Annotated in this window: 16 protein-coding genes; 8 read left to right on the forward strand and 8 right to left on the reverse strand. The window is 51.8% G+C overall.

The genetic code is table 11. The annotated features are described in order from the left end of the window. From IPN95_22110 to IPN95_22130, 5 genes are all read left to right on the forward strand, one after another. A partial coding sequence (locus IPN95_22110) for a T9SS type A sorting domain-containing protein (protein MBK9452062.1) occupies positions 1-1,856 on the forward strand: 1,856 nt, incomplete at its 5' end. Positions 1,857-2,222: 366 nt separating this feature from the next. Next, positions 2,223-5,018, forward strand: coding sequence for a TonB-dependent receptor (locus IPN95_22115; protein ID MBK9452063.1), 2,796 nt, complete (start codon positions 2,223-2,225; stop codon positions 5,016-5,018). Between the two features lie 55 nt (positions 5,019-5,073). Continuing rightward, the gene (locus IPN95_22120; GenBank protein ID MBK9452064.1) at positions 5,074-6,570 is read left to right on the forward strand and encodes a T9SS type A sorting domain-containing protein; all 1,497 of its coding nucleotides are present in this window, start codon (positions 5,074-5,076) and stop codon (positions 6,568-6,570) included. Positions 6,571-6,695: 125 nt separating this feature from the next. After that, positions 6,696-7,337, forward strand: a complete 642-nt coding sequence (locus IPN95_22125; protein ID MBK9452065.1) for a T9SS type A sorting domain-containing protein — start codon at positions 6,696-6,698, stop codon at positions 7,335-7,337. Between the two features lie 30 nt (positions 7,338-7,367). Further along, positions 7,368-8,888: a hypothetical protein gene (locus IPN95_22130; GenBank protein ID MBK9452066.1), complete on the forward strand. Its 1,521-nt coding sequence runs from the start codon at positions 7,368-7,370 to the stop codon at positions 8,886-8,888. 324 nt (positions 8,889-9,212) lie between these two features. Here IPN95_22130 and IPN95_22135 read toward each other — a convergent pair whose 3' ends face one another. The 6 genes from IPN95_22135 to IPN95_22160 form a co-directional block, all read right to left on the reverse strand. After that, entirely contained in the window at positions 9,213-9,488 is a 276-nt protein-coding gene (locus IPN95_22135) for a hypothetical protein (protein ID MBK9452067.1), read from the reverse strand. 178 nt (positions 9,489-9,666) lie between these two features. Next, positions 9,667-10,410, reverse strand: coding sequence for a hypothetical protein (locus IPN95_22140; GenBank protein ID MBK9452068.1), 744 nt, complete (start codon positions 10,408-10,410; stop codon positions 9,667-9,669). Beyond that, positions 10,371-10,928, reverse strand: coding sequence for a YchJ family protein (locus IPN95_22145; GenBank protein MBK9452069.1), 558 nt, complete (start codon positions 10,926-10,928; stop codon positions 10,371-10,373). Before IPN95_22145 ends, IPN95_22140 begins: the two co-directional genes overlap by 40 nt. Continuing rightward, the gene (locus IPN95_22150) at positions 10,925-11,485 is read right to left on the reverse strand and encodes a hypothetical protein (GenBank protein ID MBK9452070.1); all 561 of its coding nucleotides are present in this window, start codon (positions 11,483-11,485) and stop codon (positions 10,925-10,927) included. The genes IPN95_22145 and IPN95_22150 overlap by 4 nt, the downstream gene beginning before the upstream one ends. Positions 11,486-11,871: 386 nt before the next feature. Then, entirely contained in the window at positions 11,872-12,315 is a 444-nt protein-coding gene (locus IPN95_22155) for a hypothetical protein (GenBank protein ID MBK9452071.1), read from the reverse strand. Between the two features lie 16 nt (positions 12,316-12,331). Next, positions 12,332-13,525, reverse strand: coding sequence for an ankyrin repeat domain-containing protein (locus tag IPN95_22160; GenBank protein ID MBK9452072.1), 1,194 nt, complete (start codon positions 13,523-13,525; stop codon positions 12,332-12,334). A 189-nt stretch (positions 13,526-13,714) separates the two neighbouring features. Here IPN95_22160 and IPN95_22165 point away from each other — a divergent pair, with 189 nt between their 5' ends. Continuing rightward, on the forward strand, positions 13,715-14,563 hold the full coding sequence (locus IPN95_22165; GenBank protein MBK9452073.1) for an SPFH domain-containing protein: 849 nt from the start codon (positions 13,715-13,717) through the stop codon (positions 14,561-14,563). A gap of 123 nt (positions 14,564-14,686) precedes the next feature. On the opposite strand, the gene IPN95_22170 is transcribed toward IPN95_22165, so the two are convergent. Further along, positions 14,687-15,622: a hypothetical protein gene (locus tag IPN95_22170; protein ID MBK9452074.1), complete on the reverse strand. Its 936-nt coding sequence runs from the start codon at positions 15,620-15,622 to the stop codon at positions 14,687-14,689. Between the two features lie 14 nt (positions 15,623-15,636). Here IPN95_22170 and IPN95_22175 point away from each other — a divergent pair, with 14 nt between their 5' ends. Beyond that, on the forward strand, positions 15,637-16,662 hold the full coding sequence (locus IPN95_22175) for a hypothetical protein (GenBank protein MBK9452075.1): 1,026 nt from the start codon (positions 15,637-15,639) through the stop codon (positions 16,660-16,662). Here IPN95_22175 and IPN95_22180 read toward each other — a convergent pair whose 3' ends face one another. Beyond that, entirely contained in the window at positions 16,663-17,445 is a 783-nt protein-coding gene (locus tag IPN95_22180) for an RNA methyltransferase (protein MBK9452076.1), read from the reverse strand. Positions 17,446-17,544: 99 nt separating this feature from the next. On the opposite strand from IPN95_22180, the gene IPN95_22185 reads away from it, so the two are divergent. Continuing rightward, a complete protein-coding gene (locus IPN95_22185) occupies positions 17,545-20,118 on the forward strand; it encodes a BamA/TamA family outer membrane protein (protein MBK9452077.1) in 2,574 nt (857 codons plus the stop codon).

Genomic DNA, 20,118 nt, shown 5'->3' on the forward strand with positions numbered 1-20,118 from the left:
GCGCCTTTGCCCAATCCTCCGTCTTCATCCGCAACAATTCTTGGCTGGATTTCGACATCAAACTGGTCCAAAACGGCTCCCATAGCCCCAATGCGCAGCAATACAACCACAACACGACCTTGCTTGCCAATTGGATCGAAGACACCGAGGTGTTCAATACCATGCGCGATTCCACCGTCGTTCCCATCGGGGATTCCGTGATCTACAGCTTGGCACTTTCCCACGGCTTGGATACCGTTTGGTTCGATCTCCGCATGCAACGCAGCGGACCGCTGACCACCGTTGCTTCCCGTCTACATGGCGACACCTTCGATACCGGATACAACGCCGACGGCAGCTTCCATCTGGGCATCGTGACCATCGCCGGGCGCACCTTGACCTTTCAGTACAAGGCCGACAACGACGATACACAGCAGAGCATGGACATTCGCCTAGCTATCCATGAATCGCCCATCTATGCAATTGATTCGGCAGACTTCTCCAATCCCAATGTGCTGAATGTCATGGCCTACAACATACAGATGCTGCCCTTGGGCGTCGTCGGGATGCCGCAAGCCGATGACCGTGCTGATTTGTTGCCCGCCCAATTTTCCCCTTGGCAAGACGTCGTGATCTTCGAAGAGGCATTCGATCCGCTTCCGAGGCTGCAAAACCTTGAACCCGCCATGTTGGCCGCCGGATACGCCCACAATTCCGGGATTCTGAACGACTATTTCCCCTTCAACGGCGGCGTTATCATCTTCAGCAAATGGCCCATCGAAGCCACCGATCAGTATGATTTCGAATTGTGTGGCCCGAGTTCGCAGGATTGCCTTGCCAACAAAGGCATCAAATACGCCCGCATCAACAAGCTCGGCAAATACTACAATGTCTTCGGCACCCACTTCGACGCCGGCAGTGACGCCCCTGATCTCGAAGCCAAAAACCTGCAATACACCGAGATGAAGAACTTTATCGCCGCCCAGAACATCCCGCAGCACGAGGCCGTGATCTGGGGAGGCGACCTCAATACCGACGCCAACAACAGCCACAACCTGTATTACAACATGCTGGATTCGATCGACATTGTGGTTCCGGATTACAGCGGTTTCTTCGAATCCAATTTTGGACGCGACACCGGAGACGTCATCGACCACGTATTCACTGATCCCCGCTACCTGCTCCCTTTGGAAGGCCAAGTGTTCATTACCACCTTTCGCAGTCTTTCCTCCGTTTTATGGGATCTCAGCGAATTCAGCGACCACCGTTCCGCCATTGCAAGGTTCAGATTCCCTGATTTGAGCGTCACAGGAGGGGATCAAGTGCTTTGTCCCGGCGAATCACTTTCCTTCTCAAGTACCGCCGACATTCCCGTACAGCGAATTTGGTACCACAATGGCCTGCCGATGGCGGGCGTCGTCGGTCCGGGAATCGCAATCAACGCCACAACCTTGTCCGACTCCGGATTGTATGAGCTGGAAATGCGTTATGCCCAAACCTACGGCACAGGACAGGGCCCCATTGACCTGTTGCTGTATCCCAATGGTCCCGTCACCCGCACCGCCAACATCCGCATGCGCGCCGGACTGGCAGACGTGAGCTTGGCCAATTGTCCGATCGCCGCACCCGATCCCGCCCTGAAGACCCTGCAAGTGTTTCCCAATCCGGCAAATACGCAGTTGCACCTCCAAAGGGAAAGCCAAGTTCCGTTGGTTTGGGAGCTGAAAGATCTCCGCGGAATCAACCTTCAAAAGGACGTTTGGAGTGCCCAATCCCTCACGATTGACCTCACCCAATTGCCCCAAGGCATTTACATCTTGCATCTCACCGGAAAAAACGGAACAGCTCACCACGAAAAGATCATGGTAGCGCGTTAGGTTTCTACCCTTAAAAGGTTGTCAATTCCCCCATTGCGGCTAAGCTACCATAGCGCAGCAGCAGCGGGAATTTCAATCCTCCTGCCCCTGCAAAGCAAAACCCAAAGCAGACAAAATGAAATATCCGCTGTCTCCACACTCGACAATTCACTCTCAACTCTCAACTCTCAACTCTCAACTCTCAACTCTCAACTCTCAACTCTCAATTCTCAATTCTCAATTCTCAATTCTCAATTCCCAATTCCCCATTCTCTCCAAGTTGATAATTTGCACACTTTTGTACCACTTTTTCCGAAAATTCCTGCAATATTAGCGGACTTACTGCGCTGAATCATCATTGATTCTGAACGCAGAAGCAAAAGTTGCATGAAGAAAGTTTACCCTCTACTTCTGATCATGTCATTTTTGAGCGTAGCCTTTGCCGGATATGGGCAGGGGACTTTACGTGGAAAAGTGACCGACAAGGCCACCGGCGAAGCGCTTGCAGGAGCCAAAGTTTTCCTTCAAGGCGGCGCAGCAGGCGGTTTGGCCGACGATGAAGGCAACTTCGAATTCCAGGTCCCGCAGGCCCCGCCGTTTCAGGTGATCGTCACATTCATGTCCTACGATACCCTCCGCACCGAGGTCACCGACCTCAACAAACCCCTCAAATTGGGCATGGACGAAAAAACCGTGCAGGTGCAGGCCGTCGAAATCATCGGCCGCAACATCTCTGAAAAAGAAGCCGAAAATCCGCTGACGGTCGAAAGCATGGGCGCCATCGCCATCAAGGAAGTCGCCGGTGCTGACTTCTACGCCTCCCTCGGCAACATGAAAGGCGTGGACCTCACATCCGCCAGCCTCGGATTCAAAATCATCAACACCCGCGGATTCAACAGCACTTCGCCTGTCAGGTCCCTTCAAATCATCGACGGTGTAGACAACCAAGCACCCGGCCTGAACTTCTCCCTCGGCAACTTCCTGGGTTCCTCCGAATTGGATGTGCAGAAAGTAGACCTCGTAGTTGGCGCAAGCTCAGCTTATTACGGACCGAATGCATTCAACGGCGTCATCAGCATGACCACCAAGAATCCATTCATCCACCAAGGCTTGAGCATACAAGGCAGGGTAGGGGAACGCAATTTGGCCGAAGTTGCCCTGCGTTATGCCAAAGCCTTCAAAAACAAAAACGACGAAGATGTCTTCGCCTTCAAGATCAACGGTGCCTTCATGCGGGCCAATGATTGGAATGCCACCAACATCGACCCGACACAACAAAGCCTCGTCGGCGTCGACAATCCCGGCGGCTACGACAAAGTCAATACCTATGGGGATGAAAACCTCACCTCGGGCATCAACTACGCCCTCGACAATTCCAGCAAACGCGCCTACCCCGGCTTGGGTATCTGGCACAGAGACGGTTACAAGGAATCAGACGTTGTCAATTACAATACTTACAATGTCAAACTGGGTGGCGCACTCCATTTCAAAGTCCTCAAAGGCGCCGAACTCATCGCAGGCTCCAACTTCGGTACAGGAACCACAGTGTATCAAGGCGACAACCGTTACAGCCTCAAAGACATTCTCTTTTTCCAGCACAAACTCGAACTCAAAAAGGAAGACAAAGGCTTTATTCGCAGCTACTTTACCCATGAGGATGCCGGAAAGAGCTACGATGCAGTCTTTACGGCGTTTATGATCCAGGACGCCGCCAAAAACACCAACGAATGGAGCAACGATTACCGCAACTACTGGGCCACGCGCGTCACCACGCGGGCGCAGGCTTTGCCAGGTTACCCGCAATTTACCCAGCCAAACCGTCCTTGGGACGATGAATACTTGCAACTCGACTCTGTGATGGCCGCCAACCAAGACTCCTTGGTCGTTTGGCATCAACAGGCACGCGACTTTGCCAATTCTGCGAATCTGACCGACGGTACCTTGGACCGTTTCGAGCCGGGCACTGCCGCTTTTGACTCCGTTTTGGCGGATGTGACAAGCCGCACAGCCTTCACGGAAGGGGGAACAAGATTCTTTGACCGGTCCAAACTATGGCACCTCCAAGGCGAATACAAATTCACCCCCAGCTTCATGGACATCGTCGTCGGGGGCAACGTTCGCGTTTATTTGCCCTACTCCGAAGGCACCATCTTCAGCGATACCAATGGCGTGCGCATCATCAACAAGGAAGCAGGCATCTACGCAGGATTGGAAAAGCGGATCATGAACAACCGCATGAAGCTCAATGCAACCTGCCGACTTGACAAGAACCAGAATTTCAACTTCTTGGTGTCGCCAGCGGTCTCGGCCGTGTACAACATCAACGCAGACAATATCCTGCGTTTGGCCCTGAATTCCGCCATTCGCAACCCGAGTTTGTCGGAGCAATATCTGTATTACAATGTCGGTCGCGCTTTGTTGGTGGGCAACGTCGAAGGCAGGGATTCCTTGGTCACTTTGGAATCCCTCAACAACTTCTTCGACTCTCAAAACCCGGATACCCTCAGCTATTTCAACGTCGCTGCCATTCGTCCAGAGAAGGTTAAAAGCGCTGAAATCGGCTACCGCGGCACGATCGGCGAACATTTATTCATCGACGCGAGCTATTATTTCAGCCTTTACCAGGACTTTATTGGTTATAAAGTGGGCGCCGATATCTCAGTCGATCAATTTAACCTCGCGACGGTCAAGCGCATCTACCGCGTCGCTGCCAATTCCGATAACCTTGTCACCACTCAGGGATTCTCCGCAGGGGCCAACTACTATTTCAAAAAGTACTACATGGTCAATGCCAATTACTCCTGGAACAAGCTCAACAAATTGACCGTGGATGACCCGATCATCCCTGCCTTTAATACTCCCGAGCACAAGTTCAACATCGGCTTTGGCGGCCGGAATATTCCCGTTACACTCGGCGAAAAGACCATTCGGAACTTGGGCTTCAACACCAACTTCAAATGGGTACAAGGCTTTCAATTCGAAGGTTCGCCCCAATTCACCGGCTTTGTTCCCACCTATTGGTTGTTTGACGGTCAAATCAACAAGAAGGTGGAGAAGATCCACACCACTTTCAAGCTGGGTGCAAGCAACGTCCTGAACAAGCAGGCGCTGCAAGTATTTGGCGGCCCTTACGTCGGTCGGATGGCTTATTTCCAGGTGCTTGTGGAGTTAGATAAATTGTAAATCATTGATTTTTAATATTGTTTATCCAAGTTTTTTAGAATCAAATTTGATGAGTATGAAGAAATTACTACTGTTTACAGCGTTTCTAGCGCTGATGGTGGCGGCCGTACCGGCCAATGCCCAACGTTACCTGTCCGAGATTTTCTCGTCGATCACGGTGAACCAGAACATTCAATACGCGACCAACATCACGGTGATCACCGGCTCGCCCGGTTTGGACACTTTGACCTATGACGTTTATCACCCGATGGGGGATACCCTTGCCGAGCGTCCAGTCGTGATCGTTGCCCACACCGGCATCTTCTTGCCTTCTCCACAAAATGGTCAGGCTACCGGCAGCAAGAGAGACTCTGCAGTCGTTGACATGTGCCGCAAGCTTGCCAAAAGAGGATTTGTGGCAATTGCCATGGACTACCGTTTTGGCTGGAACCCACTAGGTTCGACACAGGACATCCGCACAGGTACCTTGTTGAATGCTGCTTACCGTGGCATCCAAGACGCACGTACCCTCGTGCGTTACCTGCGTAATGACTATGCCAACGGCAATCAGCATGCCATCAATCCAAACAGGATAGTGGTCGGCGGTATGGGTACCGGTGGTTATATCTCCTTGGGTGCTGCCTACCTGGACAGCTACGACGAGATCAACCTGAGCAAATTCCTCGACGGAAACGGCGACTCTTATGTCGATACTTCATTGTCAGGCGACGTCGAAGGCAAATGGTCACGCGCACTCAACGTGAGCAACTACCCTAACGAAAGCTCTACCATCCAGTTTGCATTCAACATGGGCGGTGCAGTTGGTGACTCTACCTGGATCGAAGCTGGCGAAGTTCCTTCTGCTGGTGTACACGTGACGAGCGATCCATTTGCTCCTTACGATTACGGCGCAGTTATCGTGCCTACCACAGGTCAGTTTGTGGTGAACGTGAGCGGCACCAAAGGCGTTCAGCGTTATGCTACTTCATTGGCTGTCAATGCATCCTACGACACTTACACCTACGTGGATCCAACCTCCGTGCAAGCTGCAACCGTCAACGGTGGCTTGAATGGTCTGTTCCCTTTCTTCCGTCCATCCATGGAGTCGGCACCTTGGGAATATTGGGATAGCACGTATTGGAAAAATGTTCCCCACCCAACCTTGGGCAACTTCCACCTCGCAGGTTTGGCAACCAATCCTGACATGGGCCGTGCTAAGTCATTGGCTTACATTGACTCGACGTTGAACTTCGTAGTGCCACGTATCGTTTGCGCATTGGGTATGCCAGGTTGCACCGGTGCTACCACCGGCAACGTAGAGAACATCAGCGCAAGCGAAGTGTCTGTATTCCCTAACCCTTCTGCCAGCTTTGTCAATATCCGCACCAACGACGCCGGCAACCAATTGGTCGCCATCACCGTGACCGACCTCAATGGCCGTCAAGTGAAAGTCGCTGCTGATCTGAAAAGCAACAGCTATCAGTTGGACCATGCAGACCTCACAGCAGGGATGTATTTCCTCACCGTTCAGACCCGCAAGGGTGTGATGACGCAGAAAGTGCTTTTCAACTAAGCAAGTTCTAATCAAGAATATGCGGCGTTTTCCTTGATTGGAAGACGCCGCATTCTTTTTGTTATCATATCGTTTGTAAATTGCCTTCGATTCCATTCACCCTTTTTCAAAATCGAAACGTTGCTATGAGAAATTTTCGAAGGATTTCGTTGACTGCGGCCACCTTGCTCTTCCTTGGATGGATGGGCACTGCCTCGGGCCAAGTCTACCTCAACTATGCGGTCAATCAGCCGGCTCCGCTTGAAGCCGAAGCGGGCCAAGACCAACTGATTTGCCCAGGCGATCCTGCCACATTGGGAGACAATCCTGCTGCGGTTGGCGGCTATGGTGGCTATTCCTACCAATGGGCACCTGCCCTTAACCTCACCAATCCGACCGTGTCCAACCCGATTGCGACCCCAACGCAAAACACCGATTATGTGCTGATGCTCACCGACTCCTTGGGCTGTACCGCCTACGATACCATCAGCATCGCCATCGATACCTGCATCGGCATCTCGGGAATGGCCGGCGTAAATGCATTCGAAGTATTCCCCAATCCCAACGAAGGCAAATTCACCGTCAGCATCGACCTTGCAAGGCAATTTGAATCACTGAACCTCACCGTGGTCGACCTCAGCGGACGCACCGTATTTGCAAAGTTGCTGACGCAGCCGGGGAATGCCGTTCGCGAGCAAATCACCTTGAATGGTTTGAGCCGCGGAGCCTATTTCATTCGATTGGAAGGCGGAGACCTGCAATTGTCACGCAAAATGATCATTCGCTAATCCTCAAACCCAATCAACATGAAAACAACGATGAAAAAATATACAACTGCGCTCGCCCTTCTGATGCTCTTTGGAATTGGCGGATTGCAAGCCCAAGCGCTGACCACCAAGGTCTGCAAAGGCGAAACGGTTTGCCATACCATCGGCGGTCACCGTGGTTTTGTACAATGGGAACAAAGTGCTGACGGCAATTCTTGGTTCCTTGTTCCTTTTATGTCGGCGGATACGTTTTGTATGACAGCCGATTCGAATGGCTACTACCGTGCTGCTGTACAAGAAGGTACATGCGCTCCCGTGTACACAGAAGTTCGATATGTGCAAGCAATCACAGTCACAGCCGATGCCGGCGCAGACGGCAGTGTTTGCGCCAACAGTGGCAGCCTGATCGGTGGATCACCAACCGCCTCGGGCGGCGTGAATCCCTACAGTTACAGTTGGACACCTGGCACAGGATTGAATTCGACAACCGATGCAAATCCGACGGCTTCGCCCGCTTTGACAACCACTTATGTTGTGACCGTGACCGACTCGATCGGCTGTGTCGGCACTGACAGTGTAACCGTTACTCCAAGTGCTGCTGTGGTCGCAGATGCAGGTCCAGACTTGGCACTTTGCTTCGGCTCGTCCGCAACCTTGGGAGGTTCCCCCTCCGGCAGCGGCGGAACAGGTGCTTTGACCTACCTTTGGTCACCGGCCACGGACCTTTCGTCGACGACGGTTGCCAATCCAACCGTGACTCCGACGAGTAGCAATACCTATATGCTCACCGTAACCGATTCCTTGGGTTGTTTTGCGATGGATACCGCGATGGTTGACACCAACAGTCAGCTGATTCACGACAGCACGACCTTTGTTTACACAGGCTCCGCGCAAATGTTTGTCGTACCTGGCTGTGTGGACAGCATCACGATGGATGTCTACGGGGCACAAGGCGGCGCCAACTGGATCAACAACACCAACTTCGGCGGACGTGTACGTGCGAAAATTGCGGTGACACCCGGCGAAACCCTCATGGTCTATGTCGGTCAGCAGCCCACAACTGGAACCGTTGCCGGCTGGAATGGCGGTGGTGCAGGTGACGGTGCTGGCAAAGGTGGCGGTGGCGCGTCGGATGTACGCCGTGGAGGCACGACGCTCAATGACCGCATCATCGTTGGCGGTGCAGGTGGCGGCGCAGGCTACTGGAGCAGCCTTCATGTAGTCGGTGGCGTCGGTGGCGGCTTGACAGGTGGAAATGGCTACCGGGATCCAAGTTTTAGCGCCAATCCTGGCGGGCTGGGTGCAGGCCAATCTGCTGGGGGTGCCAATGGCACCTGTGCCTCCTTTAACAATGTCCTGATGGCCGGCTCCTTTGGGCAGGGCGGAACTCCGCTCTCCTTCAATTGCGGATGCGAAGGCTACGGCGGCGGCGGCGGATGGTATGGCGGTGCGGGTAGCGGTAACTGCCGGGGCGCAGGTGGCGGCAGCAGCTACACCATTCCCACAGCAACCAACGTGCAGCATTTCCAAGGTGTGCGCGTCGGAAACGGCCAAGTGAAATTGGTCTGGTAAAATAGTTAATCCAGCATTTCTAAATGTCCGGGAAAAGGTCCAAACCTTGTTCCGGACATTTTTTTATCAAGATAAAGTTGTAATTCATTTTCCCTCGTACGGACAGGTCGCGACCTGTCCGTACGGGAGAAGGCTGTGTATTGGAAGCCTACGAAGATTGGTATCGAAAAATGCCTTTGTCCTGCGAGTATAGGACACACCCTGAAAAGCTAAAAAAGCAAAGCGTCGGGGCCATGCATTGCACCCGACGCTGCCATTTGCGCGCCAAAATTTGCAAGAGAACGTGGACAATTTCTCTGACAGTCAATGTGCGCGCAAGGTTTCTTATTCCTTCCTTTGGGTCAAACGGTGACGCTTCCAATTTCTGCATCGCAGATTGGAGCGCATTTTGTCATCCCAGGCAAACCAGAGATGTTGTGCATTTCGTTTGGCGCGGCATCCGTTTTCGTGGTACCCTTCTTCGTTGCGTTCGGTAGCCGCGCGGCGCTCGTTGGTCGTCTTCGGACGTCGCCAGTTCGGCTTCCGCCAATAGGTGCAACGGGGCAACGGTTCCGGCCAATTGCGAAAACCAGGCCGCTTTTTTCGATTTTTATGCGTCATTTTTCATCCAGGTAATTACCTAGATGAATGCAGTGGGATAGGTCAAATAGTCTTTCATCAGCAGCAGAACTTTAAATCTGAATGGAAATTAGGCAAAGGAAATTCAGGGCTGACAGATTCAGATGTGATCCGTCAGAATGCAGGGCTGTTCGGGAAAATGGAGTGGGGGAGCGGTTGCTCAGGAATTGGCTGATGCAGGGCGAAGTGGATCGTTAGGCTGCTGATCCATCTCCAACTCCTTGATCACCATGATTTTTTGCCAGATTTTCTGGCTGAGGCTGGTTGTCAGTTCCTCGACTTCATTCACGGTTTGTAGTACCACGCTGTCGTCGATGGCTTGAGCATAGAGCGCGCCTACTTTACTTGTAAGCGATAGCATTTCGCTGCAATAGTCGAGATAGCGGGTCAATTGAGCAGGTGTCAGATCCACTTTTGGCGAATGTTCCGTGTTTTGGGAGATTTGCCGACTCGGATCCTTGACCAGTTGATGCATGTCGATCACGTGGGCAATCGCCCGTAATTCGTAGAGAACCTTGAGGGCACGGCTGCGTTTGACACGGTTCTCGACGCTGAAAAGGAAGAAGACTGCCGCACCAATCAGGACCACATCGTTCAATCCCGCCTCCGAAATCTGCACCAAGTCGCCGACGGTGAAGTTCCCGCTTGCTACCTTAAACGTCGAAATGGTGTACAGCAGGATGGCGACCATCAAGACGATGATGCTGCCGATGCCGATTCGAATCCAAAGCTTGGGGGTTTTGATCCATTCAATGCGTTGCCGCGTGACCTCTGCGAGGTCCTCCAATTCCTTGCAGACCTTGCCCAATCCGGAACCCGGAAACCGGTCTTCGATGCGCAACTCGAGGTGGCGAATCGTTTCGATCACCTTTTTAACATCGAGACTGCGGTAGCGGGTGCCCATTCGAACTTTTCTTTCCTAAAAATAACGGATTCCCCTCGAATTGCCAACGGCTCAAGCGCCGCAGCACTTTTGTACTTCAATCCGCTGCCACAGGGGCAAGGATCGTTGGCTCCCGGCATTTTGAGGGACTGGTGCTGCCCACTTGCATAGGTCCATTTCCCATCCACCTTTTCAAACGTCGAGCGCTCATGAATCCCGGACAATTTTCCAGCCTCCTTCGTCCAAGCGATGAAACGCACCGTTCCCCGTTCGTCGGAGGCCTTTCCTGCCTTGGTTTCCAGCACCTCCAACTTGAGGAACTGCGCAGATCGGCACCATTTTTCGATGGCCGCAGCTTCTTGGTAGGGCAAAATGGACGGATGGCAAGTCGCGAGAATGTACGGCACACGCACGAGCGCATGAGCAGTGTACCGCGAACGCATCAACGCCTCCGCTGTCGGGGCAAGCGCCTGACCATCAATGTACGGCAGGCAACATTCCGCTAGTTCTTTGGTGCTTCCGCAGGGGCAGAGGGTCATGGGTTTTGGATGATGTCGGTAAGGTCAATATTGAATTCAGCTTCGATCGCAGTGGGGAAGGAGAGTTCTGGACGGTGTTTGGTCAGATAGGCGAAAAAGCGATCGCGGTCTGCTTCGCAAAGATACTCCATGACCTCCTTTAAGCGTCCGATATGCGCCTTCCGATGCACCAAGAGTTCCTCGTCATTGAGGCCTAAAAATTGGATAAGGTTACTGGCTTCTTTGTCCTCCGCATTTCTTGGATGAAATTCATCGTCTCGGTATGTCAACCTTTCATGCAGTACCTCGGGATTCTGAAAAAATGAGCTGCCATCATAGGACCTTCGCAATTTAGCGCGATTGGCCCATGGAAGCACCGCGTAGTAATTGAAAAAGTCATCTTTATACTTGATGGCAGGGTTTGAAATGTTCAATGTCAGTCGACAATAGACGTTCGGTGTAAGCGGATGCTCTTTGAGCAGTTCATTGCGTAATGCCCTATTCTTGAGCGCGTCATGGCCGTAAACCTTGCTCTTCTTCAAAATGGGCGAATCAGGATCTTTTCGTAGAAATTTCATTAGCAGGAAAACCATATAGTCGTCCAAGTTCAAGGTAGGCTGTGGCAATGTCCTCTTTTTTGGAAGTATCGCCGTCTGCTTTGAGAAGGCGTTTGAGCTCCAAATATCGGCTCCAAGCCTCATTCCTTCTACCCACGCGCCGCTCCTTTCAACCGGGATGGGGTCGCCTCATTCCGCCTTGGGTTCTGGGTGGTGTGGGGTTGGGGGGGAGCGGGGGGTTCGGGGTGCTTGTTTCTTGTGGCTCGTGCCTTCCCCGTCCCATTCGCTCCAACAAACAAACTGTCGGGCGGTCCGGATGCGTGGTCCGAACGTCTTGAAACTCTTAGCCTGCGCACGCAGATTTGAGGCGGCCACTTTTTCAGCCCAGTTAAGCACTTGTCATGAAATCAACGAAGGGAATCCCCCGGATTCTCCACCGAAACCTTCGCCAGACTGTCCTGCACCCGAAGGGAATCCTGTCGCGCCTCCTCGGTCCACTTGGCATTCCGCGCGGCGATGTTGGCGTTGTCCCAGATGGTGATGCCGACAATGGCGCCGACCAATCCGGCGACGACAATCATCGCCAAAATCCACGGATGTTTGCGTCCAAATCGCCGAACCGGTGGGACATAGGTCAAAAACGCCCATATCGCCCAAAAAATCACGGTAGCACCGATCAATCCGATCGTCGCATCCCAATGATCTGGGAGCGGCGTTCCTTTGACTCTCAATTCCCACCCAAATGCCGTGTTCAAGACGCTGAGAAGGCTGAACAAGGCCATCAGTCCGCCAAACAACATAGCGATGGCGCCGGCAATTCCGCCTTTTTCTTGGTTTTGCTGATTTTGCATCGGCTTTCGAAAGGATTTATTCGGAGGCAGCCTTCAAAAATGCTGCAACTTCCTTGTGATCGTTGAGTTTTGCAATGTCGGCAGCGCGGTAGCCATTGGGGCCTTTGCGTGTTTTGGGATTTGCGCCTGCCTCAACCAAGAGCTTGACCATTTCCATGTCGCCTTGTTGTGCGGCAATCATCAATGGTGTAGTGAATTGGTCGTCAGCGAGTTCTGGTTGTGCCTCATGGCTGAGCAGGATACGGGCGACATCGTGTTGGCTTGTATAGGCGGTCAAAATCAACGGCGAAAGACCGTCGTAATCTTGAAGATTGACGTCTGCGCCCTTGTCGATCATCAGAATGACCGCAACTGTGTTGCCCAGTTCAGAGGCAGCCATGAGGGGTGTAAGCCCCGACTTGTCTTGGGCGTCCACGTGCGCACCGCGTGTGAGCAGGAGTTGCAGGATTTCGACGTGGCCATTGGTGGCGGCAACATGTAGCGGTGTGATCTGCTCGATTCCTTTTTCAGCATCTGTGGCGCGGATATTCACGTCGGCACCTTTGTCCAGCAGGGCTTCGACGACAGCAACCTGCTTGCGGGCCGCAGCCATGACCAACGCCGGAATGCTTCGTTTGCTCCGTGCATCGGGTTTTGCGCCCGCCTTGATCATCTCCAACGCAACTGATTCTTCGTGGTTTTGGATGGCATTCAGCAATTTTGCATTGAGGTTGTCTTGCTGCGAACCCGTTTTTGCGACCTCGATGTCTTCTTCCTTGGTGAATTTGGGTTTGGCACCCGCTTCCAGCAGAAGCCCCATGACTTCGGTATGGCCGCTTTCGGCGCAAAGCATCAAGGCGGTGAATCCATTTTTGTCGATGGCTTCCAAATTGGGACTTTTGGCAAGCAAAACCTGCGCGATCTCGAATTGCCCGTTTTTGGCGGCCATCATCATCGCATTGGTACCTTCCTCGTCTGCCGCGGAAATTGACGCGCCTCTGTCCAAATAAATGATCACCAAGGGTGTATGGCCCAATTTGGTGGCGAGCAGAAGGGGTGTGCGACCGTTGCCGTCATGGCATTCGAGTTTTGCGCCTTTGCCCAATGCGGCCATTGCCTCTTCCAGGTCGCCGACAATACTTGCCCGCAGCAAATCATTTTCAGCTGCAGTCTGCGCTTGAAGGCTTACGGCCGCCAAAACCATCAAAAATCCGAACCAGAGTCTTTTCATTCGCCCAATCTAAAGTTCACTTCAGTTTTGGCAAAAATCGTTCCGCAATCCTGTTTCTGCAAACAGGTTTTGTCCACCATGGACATTGGACAATTTTTCTCCAAAATCTTCATCCATGGTGATAGCAATTTCGTAAAGATGGATAGCTATTAAATAGTAGTTGATAGTATTACTTTAGTGTTAACGAAAATGAAACTCGAAAAAAATTACACAGCAAAACCCGGTATGCCTTTTATCGCCTTGGTATTGGCAATGCTTGGCGGTTCGATCGCGGGAATCATCCTGTTGCATTCCGCTTGGTTTGCCATCGGCATCACGTTGGCGGTGATTCTCTCGCTCGGATTTATCGTGGTTCAGCCCAATCATTCGGTCGTTTTGGTCTTTTTTGGAACCTACAAAGGCACCTTGAAAGACAATGGAATTTGGTGGGTCAATCCATTTTTCTCCAAGAAATCGGTTTCCCTTCGCGCACGCAACCTCGACCGCGAACCGGTGAAAGTCAACGACAAACTCGGCAACCCGATTATGATCGGCGTCGTTTTGGTATGGCGTGTGCAGGATACCTACAAGGCAGCGTTGGAGGTGGATTCCTACGAAAACTTCGTCAAGATCCAGAGTGAATCGGCCATCCGTCAACTCGCGACGCACTTTGCCTACGACAAATTTGACGACGAGGAAACCGATATCTCGCTGCGCGATGGGGGAGAAGAGGTGAATGGAATCCTCGAAGAAACCTTGCGTCACCGCTTGGAAATCGCCGGCATCGAAGTCATTGAAGCACGAATCGCCTACCTCGCTTATGCACAGGAGATTGCAGGTGCAATGTTGCAAAGGCAGCAGGCCACGGCGATCGTGGCAGCTCGCAAGAAGATCGTTGAAGGTGCTGTGAGCATGGTCGAAATGGCTTTGCATCAACTCAGCGAAAAGGACGTCGTGCATCTCGACGATGCCAAAAAAGCCGCCATGGTCACCAACCTGATGGTGGTCCTTTGCTCAGACCGCGCCGCAACGCCGATGGTCAATGCAGGCGTGGAATAGTTGTAAGTGAAAAGTGAAAAGTGAAAAGTTCGGTTGGAGCCCAATCGAACTTTTCATTTATAGCTTTCCGCTTTTCACTTATAGCTTTTCACTTATAGCTTTCCGCTTTTCACTTATAGCTTTTCACTTTTCACTCAATACGTATTTGCCGTTCTGGATCTTGTACCGGAGTGTCTCGGAGAATTTGACAATCGGACCATCGCCGTCGTGGCCGTCCTTGGGGCGGGTGCCTTTGCGGGTGAGGATCAATTCGAAGGGCGCACCGGCTTCCTTTTCCTGAAAGCTGATTTCTGTATCATATTTGAATGCCCCAGGTTCCGTTTTGGGATCGGCAAACATGCCTTCGTTGTTGTAGCTCGTGTTTTCCGTGAGGAGAATGTTGAATTTCCCGTCCACAAGACCCAAAATTTCGATTTGCCTTTCCGTGATCCCCTGCGCCGTATAGCCGTCGTTGAAGATCACGCCGTACATGTCGGGCCCGATTTTTACGAGTTTGTTGGCGGGCAACTGCCCCCACGAACCCATTTCGCCGAGGTCTTTTTGGAGGGCTTCAATAAACCAGGCTCCGTCAATTTGCTGAAACATCGCCGCCCCGAGGATGGGTGCGCAGGCATGGCAATCTTCCCAACCGTCCTTCTCTCGGCTCAAAGTTTCGGTAAGCAGGAGCATCTTTTTCCCTTGGCTTGTTTCCAACGGATAAGAACCCGCAGCGCGGGTAAACAAAACGCCTTTTCCCGCAGCCTTGCTTTCAAATCGTTTGGCTTCGTGCGGCTTGCAGACCCATTGCGAACATTCGATGTTCTTGTCATAGAGTCCGAAGATCACCTCCATTGCGGCCGGCACTGTAAATGCGCCTTCGATGTATTGTTTGTGCGAGGAGTCGTCGGCACTGCTGTCCGTTCGCACGACACTCAATGCATTCGAGGTCGAATCCCCTCCATTGAGTGCGGTCGTATCGGTTCCGGTGCTATCCGTACTCCCGTTGGGATACGTGTCGGCGGTGGGTTGACAGGCCGTCAGCGACACAACAAGCAACCCCAAAAGCAAGCGATTTTTCATGGACAGTATTTTCTGTGATCGAAATTAGGGAAAATTCGATGGATGCGTTGCATTGGGGCAAAGATCATCGCGCATGTCGGACGGTGTTTTGGAATTTTGACGCTGTCTGGTTTATTTCGAATGTCGATGAAACCTCTTCACAGACATTCACCTTTCATACATCTGAATTTATTATGGGCCTGTTTTCCAATCTTTTCGGCAAAAAAGCCACATCTGAAACGCCGTCGACGGGACAAAAGCCCCAACATGGCCAAAGCGGAATCTCCTTGATGCTGTTGTTTGAAAAGGTGCCTTGCTTTGACAAGGAAGTTTTGGAGGCCGCTTTGCAATCGAGGTTTGGCCCTGTCTTGACATCGTCAGGTCTTGCATTCTCCGCTGATGGAGGTTTCGGCAAGCTCCAATTCGGAGAAGATGAAATGATGCTGGCGCAATTGAATATTCCAATGCCGGAGCAAGTCACTCGGCCGATTCTTTCGGTTTGCCATTTCGCGGAGGTTGAAAAGCAGCAGTTTTACCGTAGTCAGTGCCACTTTTTGCTGAGCTACAAAGGCACAGCTGCAACGCCGATCGATGCCATGGACCGGATTTACCAAGTCATCTCGACCTTGATCCAATTGGATGGAAGTGCGATCGGTGTGGTAAATGAAAGCGCGATGACGGCGCATCCGATCCGCATGATGGCTGAAATCGAACGGGAGCGCAACCAACTCAAGGGTCCGGCGATGCCTGTGTTGACTTGGATGGCTTGGACAGGTGGCTGCGTGAAATATGTGCTGGATGCCAATCATATCTGGTTTGTCACCAAGGGGAACCATCAATTCGGCTTGCCGGAATTGGCCTATTTTGGCGGACCTTCAGAAGGAAACAGTACCATGGAGCTCTTCAATCCGCTGTTTTCCTACATGTATTTCTATCAGGCGAAATTGGCACCCGGCCACACGGCTGACCTCGGAAAGCACAAGTTGCGGTTCAGCGAATTGAAGGAATACAAGGACCTGATGGAAGGCAAATTGGGCACTTTGGTGGTCAACAAGCGGTAATTATTTGCCAGCTTTGTTGCTTGGAAACGCCATGTTCCAAGCCAGAATAGATGCTGCGGTGGCGGCATTGAGGCTTTCGGCGTTGCCGATGCGCGGAATCGTCACGCGACGGAGGCCATCCATCGCAGCAATTTCGGAGGAAACACCCAAAGCTTCGTTTCCGAGCAACACGAAGGGCCGTTCAGCGAGATTTATTTGCTCCAAGGATTCACCTTCCATGTCTGCGCACCAAATCAGCTTTGCATTACGCCGAATCCATTCTTCCAGATTGCTCAAAAGGTAAAGACGCACACGAAAAAGCGATCCCATGGAACTGCGCAACACCTTGGGGTTGAACGGATCCACCGTGCCGGGACCGCAAATCAGGCTTGGCATGCCAAACCAATCACTTGTGCGAAGGATCGTTCCCAGGTTACCAGGATCTTGAATTGCAGCCAAGACAAAGGCTGGACCTTGCGGCAATGTATCAACGGGGGCATCGAGATGGCATAACGGAGCTCCCGGAAACCGCAAAACAGTCAAAATGCCCTCCGGGCTGACCTGCGTGGTCAGTTTTTTGAAATCATCGGGGCTTGCTTCATGACAGAGGTTCAGAGGCAGGGCAAGATCATCGGGAATTTCGGTTCCTTTTTGAACCACAATCGCCTCGATCTGATAGTCGGAGGCCATGGCCTCCCTGCACATCTTCAGCCCTTCGGCGACAAACAACCCCTCCTCATACCGGATTTTTTTGAGCTGTAGGCCCGTAAAAAGTCGTAATTTCGCCTTGGAAAGTGCCTGCATCGCCATTTGAAAGCCGCAAGTTACATAAAGATTTTCAACAGCACGCAGGCCTTTGGCAGGTGGGTGGCCGCTTGCAAATGGCAAGGAAGACTCTGGGGGATGCTTTGCATTACTCTTTTTTGGAGTTCCTGCGCCACAAATCTCTACCTTGAAAAGGGGCAATGGCTGCTCAAAGGCGAACCAACCTTTTCCAAAGCCGACGTCATTTTACCCGATTCTGCGTCCAATGACTCGATTTTTACCCTCAAGGAGCGAATTGAAAACCTGAAGGAAATCGGATTGAGCACAGTCGATCCCGATCTGCTGTACAATTCGGTAAAGACGCATCCCAACCGTAGAATGCTCATTCCCAAGACCTATTTGCACATTTACAACCTTGGACGCACCCTTCAGCGCTATGAATATCCGCCGGAGCGGTGGCTGCGGTTTTTCAGGCCCAACAATCATATCGTCGACTCATTGGCAAGCTTTTTGGTGAATACCGCAGGTGAACCGCCCGTGATCATTGACAGCATGCAATTGCTGAACGATGTCGAAAACCTCAAGACGGTTTATTTTTCCCAAGGATTTTTCCATGCACGCGTCGACACGCGCGTCGATACCTGTACCTCCGGCCTCAACCGCGGGAAGGCCAATGTCACGTTCCTCATCACGGAAGGCAAGGCAGCGATCATTGACAAGATTCGCACCCCCTCGATCGTCGACGAAGAAATGCGGAAGGTGCTCCTGCGCAACATGGATGACTCCTATCTGCATACCGGCGATTGCTATATCGAAGACAACTTCTCCGCCGAACGCAGCCGAATAGCAACCTTGTTACGCAACAACGGCTACTATACATTTTCCCCAAAAATGGTATCGTTTGACATTGACACCTTGCCGCCGGACACGATGGGGACGCTGCCCAACAACGAGGCCATCAAGGAATATCAGCCGGTTTGGGTGCAGGTGAAGATCGCGGACACCATTCCTCCCTACAAAATCGGCAACATTTCGATGATCATTGAGCCGGCAAAGGTGGACCCGTCGGTGGATCAAATGATGCAGGTGGTGATGCCAGGTTTTATTACCGATTCGCTCCGCCAAGCATGGCACCTTACCCGGCATCAATACGGCGACAGCGCCTTGGTCACCTTTATCACGTACGAGCGCGTGCTCGAACGCCTGAATTTGAGTTTCCTCGAGAAGCTCATCACGCTTTCCAAAGGCGACGTTTACACCTTGGCCAATGAGCGCAAAACGCAAATGCGATTGCAAAACCTTGGTATCTTTAAGTATGTGCTGATCAAACCCACCGTGAATCCCGAAGACACGACCGTGGACTTCTCGATTCAGACCGTTTTGATGCAGCGATTTCAAGCCAAAGCTGGATTCGAAGCCTTTTTTCAGACAGACCCGATCCTGAAAGCAAACCTTCCGGGCATTGGTGCGGAGGTAGGTTTTCGCGACAAATTGGTCTTCAAAGGCGCCGAAAAGCTGGACCTGAGTATGAAGGGTGATGTGCGTTTCTACCGAAGTGAGGTCAGCGATACCGTGAATGACATTATTTCCACCAAGGATACCCTCGTCACCTTTCTGCAGGGTAGCCTCTCCGCAAGCCTTCAATTTCCGCGGATTCTAGCTCCGGGCCTCGCAAGGAAAAATCTCCAAGGTTTTGAACCAAGTACCTCCTTCATCGTCACCGGTAGTCGCCAACAGAGCATTGACTATGCGCGGAATGCACTTTCGCTGGACTGGAACTACCGTTGGTACCATAGCTCGGTGAACAAAAAAGCACAGAGCTCATTTTCACCTTATGTCATTACCTTCATTCAGAGCCACTTGGAACCCAGGATCATTGATGAGATCCGGAAAATCGAAAACAATCAGTTGAGGTCCATCATTATCCAAGATTTTCAACCACGGTTCAGTTCATGGGGCAACTACCGTTTTACCTACAACAACGGGATCGTCAACAAAAACACGCATAGTTTGAGTTTTGTCGGCAATTTCCAAGTCGGCGGTAATACTCCTTTTCTATTGGACCGGATTACCAATATCGATGACAGTTGGAAGGATCACCGACTGAGCTACATCTTTTATGGACAATACTTGAAATTGTCGGCTGAAGTCAAAAACCATTGGCCGATTCAGCGTCACTTTTCTTTTGTGATGCGCAACTACATGGGCATAGCAGATCCCTGGAATTATACCCGTTTTGTTCCCTTCGAATCGCGCTTTTTCTCCGGAGGCACGAATTCGATGCGGGGATGGCAAAGCAACACCCTTGGTCCAGGGGTGTTTTCAGACAGCACCAATGGAGAAGGCAGGTCCGGGCAAGGTTTTTTGCTATCGCCGGGCGGGGAATTTGTCTTTGAAACGAATCTTGAGTTCCGTGCAGATGTGTACAAATGGATCAAATTGGCTATTTTTTCAGACATCGGAAACGTCTGGTTTCTGCCCGGTTCGGCAGTCGATTTTGAGGGTGGACAGCTGTCCAAAGAGACTGTATTGCAACTGGGAATCGATGCTGGGATAGGAATCAGGCTTGACTTTGATTTCTTCCTTTTCCGGATTGATTTTGCAAAGCAGGTTTATGCACCCGATGTGCAACGGTTTGTGATTAAGTCACTCAAGGACAATTTGGGGGGCAACCGTTTTCAGCTTAATTTCGGCATCGGATACCCCTTCTAG

The organism is Bacteroidota bacterium (assembly GCA_016718825.1).
In the GTDB taxonomy this organism is placed as follows: domain Bacteria; phylum Bacteroidota; class Bacteroidia; order J057; family JADKCL01; genus JADKCL01.